Source organism: uncultured Allobosea sp. (assembly GCF_945957345.1).
In the GTDB taxonomy this organism is placed as follows: Bacteria; Pseudomonadota; Alphaproteobacteria; order Rhizobiales; family Beijerinckiaceae; genus Allobosea.
This window is the reverse complement of record NZ_CAMFKW010000016.1, coordinates 91,190-97,283: the sequence shown is the minus strand read 5'-3', so window position 1 is coordinate 97,283 and position 6,094 is coordinate 91,190. Positions and strand designations below refer to the sequence as shown.

At 60.9% G+C, this 6,094-nt stretch carries 3 protein-coding genes; all 3 read right to left on the bottom strand.

The window, feature by feature from the left end; all coding sequences use genetic code 11:
• Nucleotides 1-51 precede the first annotated feature (51 nt).
• The 3 genes from Q0Q36_RS10545 to Q0Q36_RS10535 all read right to left on the bottom strand — a co-directional run bounded on the left by Q0Q36_RS10545 (nucleotide 52) and on the right by Q0Q36_RS10535 (nucleotide 6,034).
• Entirely contained in the window at nucleotides 52-1,137 is a 1,086-nt protein-coding gene (locus tag Q0Q36_RS10545) for an acyltransferase (protein ID WP_293797961.1), read from the bottom strand.
• An 866-nt stretch (nucleotides 1,138-2,003) separates the two neighbouring features.
• Nucleotides 2,004-3,989: a hydantoinase B/oxoprolinase family protein gene (locus Q0Q36_RS10540; protein WP_293797960.1), complete on the bottom strand. Its 1,986-nt coding sequence runs from the start codon at nucleotides 3,987-3,989 to the stop codon at nucleotides 2,004-2,006.
• A complete protein-coding gene (locus tag Q0Q36_RS10535; protein WP_293797959.1) occupies nucleotides 3,986-6,034 on the bottom strand; it encodes a hydantoinase/oxoprolinase family protein in 2,049 nt (682 codons plus the stop codon). Before Q0Q36_RS10535 ends, Q0Q36_RS10540 begins: the two co-directional genes overlap by 4 nt.
• Between the last annotated feature and the right edge of the window lie 60 nt (nucleotides 6,035-6,094).

Here is a 6,094-nt window from a genome sequence, read left to right as displayed (position 1 = left end):
ATTCGTCGCCATTGCCGCAGTCAAACTCTGGCTACCCTTTGTCCACGAAGCCTAGATCGATGGATTGCTCGCTGTTTTCAATCGAACATGCTTGGACCAAGCCTGTGCCTTTCTCTCAATAAGCCACCAGAAGCCGGTTGAGCCAACCACACTTGCGATGGCGATACCTATCAGGACGCCGATATCTGCGATGACGCCCGTTCCCAAGAATTTGTGGCCAACAAACCCCGCTGCGCCCGTGATCGGATTGTGAATCAGGTATAGGCTGTACGAAATGGCACCCAGGAATTGTAGCCATTTCCAGTTTAGGGATGTATAAATTGCTCCTGTTCGCAAAAAAAATAAGAGAAGCAATGCTGTAATGGTGCTGTAAATCCAGAATTCGATACTTTCATGGCCGAACGCAAGCATAAGGCCGGCGAGCGTGAGCAAAGCGATCTGTCGCGTTTTTGCTTCCACAGCTCGATAGGCAAGGGCGCCAATGAAAAAAGCCGGCCAAAGATTCACAAAAAGTCCTGGCATCATTTTGTCATGAGGGACAAAAAGAGCGGTAATTGCGAGGCCGTACATGATCCACCATGCAGCCTCTTTCGCCCATGTTTTTTCTCCGTAAAGAAGACCGGCTGCCGTGATCAGGCCTACGAAAAATAAATAAAATTGTACTTCATAGGCTAGAGTCCAGTAAACAGTATTGATCTGGGGGTAATTCAGAAACGCCTGAAGATAGAAGAGATGCGAAGAAATAGCGCCAAAAGTAGGCCAGGTCATCCTCTCATGTTTTACAATGGAGGATAACAAGCCCATGGCGAGGACAAAAACGATGGAGGCCCAGTATGGCGGGTCCAATCTAATAATGCGCTTTAATGCAAACCGCCCGAAATTACGGACGGATGGACTCAATTCGCGAACGCTATGGGCAATCACGAAGCCGCTCAGGGCAAAAAATATGGGAACCCCGTTATGGCCCTGATCGAAAACCGTGGTTCTGAACCAAGAAGGCAGCGAAGCATAAAGGGTCGGTAGATGGCCGCCTTCCCTTGCGTGAAAGAGCACAACCCACATCGCAGCGAAGCCCCGCAGGGCTTGAACGACCGTGAAATTTTGGCGCTCAATTGCTTCAGCTGCTTTGGGGGTCACGCGCCTTCCTGCCTAATATGCGGTTTCCAGTATTGAGGGTCGGTTTCGTCGGATTGTCTCTTTTAATTGCAAAATTGAAAAGTGAAAAATTTATCATTCTATTTAGTGATTTCGGTCTGAACTGGACCAAATTCTGGAGGATTTGGCCACGTCGCAACGTGCGCTTTGGTCACCTACTGGCTCCGCCGAGAGCCAATCTTAGCACCACGCAGCACGAGCCCTGGAATGCCTTCGCGAGATCCCTCGCTGGATCTTATGGAAGGCACCTCCAGGTGGACGGTTCGAAAAACCCTGATTTCTGGGCGAGCGAAGCGGCCGGCTGCATTCTGTGGGCTGAGACCGTGCTTGTTGGCGCGTTGCGGAGGGCGTAGCCCGGCCTCTTGTCCTGAGGATGCGTACTATGCCGCCGCGCTCCGCGTGAGCCCAGGCAGGCTGACGCATTTTGTAGACGAGATTGGCCATGCCGATTTTGGCCTTCGCCCTGGCAATGCCGGTGGTGCGCACGAAGAGGCTCATCCTCGCCTTCTCTACCAATGAGGAGAGATATCAGGCTGCCGCCGAAAATTCTGCGCGGTCGGTAATGGGACAGGACCTCTTGCGCCAAGTCACTGGTGTCCGCATCCGGGCAATCTCCCAATGCCCGCACCTGGCGCATTTCGCGTGTATCAGCCCTCATTCGAGACTTGGAAAGCTTACCATAAGGCAATTTGGCCAACGCGACATAGCGCCGTTCGCGTGGCGCACAGCTACGAGTTTGAACTCGAATTTATAGTCGTCATATCGCCGACCCCATCATCGCCATACGGATCATCGCCTCAAGTAAGAGCCGATGATCCGGTGCGACCGGCATATGCGGTGTTCCATCCCTACGGAGCTTTCGGGAGATCGGCGAAGCGGTCCGTGACCTGGGTATAGGCTCGATAGACCTCATCCAAGCCATCCGAGCCGTCGATGGGCGGATCCTGAATCTGCCGGAAGATTTCGTGCTTGACGAAATAGCGCCATGTCACCGGAAGTTTGGCGAGAATACCGGTCAACACATCGTAGCGCGCTTCGGTCCACACTGCCTCGAAGGCCAACCTGCCCGGGCCGTGTCCAAACTCGGCCCAATCGGCGTCGCTGCGCAGTTGTCCGCGCAACTGCGTGGTCGCGGCCTGATCAACCCCGCCATCGGCCGCGATGACGACACCGTAGTCGCCCTTAGCCCGATCCACCGAAACCAATCCTCGCCGAACGTCGGCAAGAACCTTCTCGACAGGCCGGTCCAGCGGAGAGCCATAGCCGCCGGCACCCGGCCCCTGGATCAGGATGACGTCGCCAGGATCGCATTTCACCAGATCCTGCGACCCGAGCTCGATAGCGCCCGCAGTGCCGGGATTCTTGACGAAGCGCGAAACGGCGCCCGAGCGGCCACCACGCAGCCCCCAGGCCGAAATGACGGAGCGGTCCCGGTTGCGGGCGGTCACCATGGACTGGGGCTGGTCGAGCTGCAGCTCCATTTCGAGCGCGGTGCCTCCGCGATATTCGCCTGGGCCACCTGAATCCGGCACGAGACCATAGCGCTTGATGCGAACCGGGATTTCGGCTTCGCTGATCTCGACCGGCGTATTCTTCAGGAAGGAGAGATTGGCGCCGCTGCCATCCGCTCCGTCGCCGAAGGCGCTGCCGCCGGCACCGCCACCGACCGGGCCGACAGAGGCCATGATGGGCCGGCCCGCCCGCGTGCTGGTCTTGATGTTCATCAGCGTGACGGAACTCGCCGGAGATGCCGGCATTCGATCAGGCAGGGCACGGCAGAAGGCACCGAGGGTGACCGTCTGGGCCAGGGTGCAGGCGAGGGTGCGCATGCCGACCGCGACAGGCGACACGGCATTCATGATGGTCCCTTCCGGCAGGATCGCGCGTGTGGGCCGCATGAGACCCGCGTTCAGCATCATCGTCGGGTCGAGGCAGTAGAGTGCGTAGACCGTGCCCACCGTCACCAGGGCATGGCGTTCCTTGCCTCCGGTCGGCATGTTGTGCGAGGTCGCGAGCTGCGGGTCGGAGCCGGTGAAGTCCAGCGTCAGCGTGTCGCCATGCACCTTCAGGTTCACCGCGACGCGGACGGGATAGCCGCCCGTTTCGTCTTCGTCGGCATAGTCGGCGAAGAAGTACTCGCCGTCAGGAATCGTGCTGATGACGGCACGCGCCTGATTCTCGGCGTAATCGAGCAACTGATCGAGACCCGCCACGAAATTGTCCTTGCCGAACCGATCGAGGATTTCGTGGATCTTGCGCTCGCCGACATTGGCGCAGGCGATCTGTGCGTTGAGGTCGCCCCAGTTCTGCTCCGGCAGCCGAACATTATGGGCGATGATATCGAGAAGGTCCTGGTTGAGCACACCGCCGCGCATCAGCCGCATCGGCGGAATACGCAGACCTTCCTGCTGAATCTCCGTCAGGGTGCGTGAGAGCGTAGCCGGCACGGCGCCGCCGACATCCGTGTTGTGGATGTGATTGCCGACGAAGCAGACGATCTCGCCGTCGCGGAACACCGGCTTCCACATATGGATGTCCGGCGTATGGGTCGCGACATAGCCGGAATAGGGATCGCTGGTGATGCAGATGTCGCCCTCTTCGTAGTCGAAGAGCTTGATGACGTCGCCATAGTCGAGACCGGTGTACCAGGTCGCGCCGAAGGTCTTCGGCGAGGCCACGGTGAGACCGTCACGAGTCAGCACCTGGCAGGAGAAGTCCTCGGTCTCCTTGACGAAGGTGGAGTAGGCTGTGCGCATCAAGGTCCAGCCCATGCTCTCGGCCGCGGCGGCGCAGTAGTTCGCCAGGACCTGCAATGTGGTGTTGTCGAGCTTCACGGCCGGGTCTCCGGAACGATGCGAAGGTTGGCATATTCGTCGACGCTGACGGCCATGTTCGGCAGCACGACGGTGGTGCAATCGTCCTGTGTGACCACGGCGGGACCGGCGAAGTTCTGGCCGGGTTTCAGATCGCTGCGGGCAAAGACCGCGACGCTGCGGAGCGCCCCGTCGAGCCAGACCTCGGCATGGCGGAGCGGCTTAGCGGCTTCCGAAACCAACGCGTGACGCTTGAACTCAGGGCGGGCGGTGCGTCCGCTGATGACGAGGCGCAGCGAGATGATCTGCACCGCCGCGGTGGGATCGCTGTGGCCGTAGACACGCTCATGCTCGGCATGGAAGGCCTGCGCCATGGCCGCGGTGTCACCGGCAACGATCGTGGCCGGATCCAGCGGAGTGTCGAGCTCGAAGGACTGGCCACGATAGCGCATCTCCGCCGAGTAGATCAGGTGGCTTTCGCCGGAATAGCTCTGATCCTCGTGCAGCCAGGCTTTAGCCTTGGTCTCCAGCCGAGCGAACTCGCCGCGGATCGTCGCCCCCATGTCGGGAAGGAGATCGCTGTAGAGCGTCTTGATGAAGTCGTTCTTGATGTCGGCGATCAGCCCGCCCAGCGCGGAAAGGACGCCCGGTGTCGGCGGCACCACGGTCTCGCGCATGTTGAGCTCGCGTGCCAGGAAGCAGGCCATCATCGGACCGGCGCCGCCGAAGGCGAGACAGGAGAAGTCGCGCGGATCGATGCCGAAGCGAGACACCAGCGCGCTGACGTCGGTATACATGCCGGAGACGGCGATGCGGATGATCGCCTCGGCGGTTTCCTCGATCGTGCGGCCGAGCTTGGTCGCAAGTTCGCCGACGACCGAGCGTGCCTTCTCCCGGTCGATGGTGACGGCCGAATAGCCGATCTCGGACAAACCGACGAGGCCCAGCGCCGCAAAGGCGTCCGTGATGGTGGCGCGCTCGCCACCGCGACCGTAACAGGCGGGGCCGGGACGGGAGCCGGCGCTTTCAGGCCCGACCTTGAGCACGCCCTGAGCGTCGACCCAGGCGATCGACCCCCCGCCTTCGCCGATCGAGGAGACCGACACCGAGGGGATGTAGATCTGGAACTCGCCGATCAGTTCGCCGACGCCGTATTGCGGCTGGCCGTCGACGATGACCGCGACGTCGGCCGAGGTGCCGCCGATGTCCAGGCTCATGCAGTTCCTGATGCCGGAAACCTCGGCAACGTAGGCGGCACCGATGACGCCCGAAGCGGTGCCGGACAGGATCATTTGCACGCATTCGCTCTTGCCCTGCTCGGCGGTCATGACGCCGCCGTTGGACTTGGTGAGCCGCGGCTCTGGCGTGACGCCTGCCTTCTTCAGTGCCGACTGCAGAGAGCCCAGATAATGGGAGACGCGCGGCTGCACATAAGCGCCGATGGTGGCGGTGATGGTGCGCTCGTATTCGCGGATGATCGGCCAGGTCTCGCTCGAGGCGAAGACCGGAAGCTCGGGGGCGAGCCGCTCGGCGATCGCCTTGACCGCCTCCTCGTGGGCGGGGTTGCGATAGGCATGCAGAAGCGAGACGACGATGCCCTCGCAGCCCGCGGCCTTGGCCCCTTCGACCGCACGGCTCACGCTCGCCTCGTCCAGCGGGTGCTCCTCTGTGCCGTCAGCCCGCAGGCGCCCGCCGATGCCGAAGACGAGGTCGCGCGGGATCAGCGGATCCGGACGCCTGGAGAGCAGGTTGTACATGTCGGGAATCTTGAGACGCGCCACCTCGAGCACGTCACGGAAGCCCTCGGTCGTGAACAGCGCGAGCTTCAGCCCCTTGCGCTGAATCACCGTGTTGATGCCGACCGTGGTGCCATGCGTGAAATAGGAGACCTCGGCAGGGGTGATGCCGTAGCGCTCGCCGATCAGCCTGAGGCCTTCCATGACCTCCGCACCCGGCTGGTCGGGACGGGAGAAGGTCTTCAGCGTCTTCAGACTCTGCGTCTCTTCGTCGAACAGCGCGAAATCGGTGAACGAGCCGCCGATATCGACGCCCACACGGTAACCCATGGAAACCTCCGGATGGTCTCGGGCGCGAGCGCGCGCTTCCGGCGTCGCGCTCGCGGATCA

Excerpts from the sequence above, each read along its gene's own strand:
- Q0Q36_RS10535 (WP_293797959.1), bottom strand. The coding sequence starts at position 6,034 with ATGGGTTACCGTGTGGGCGTCGATATCGGCGGCTCGTTCACCGATTTC.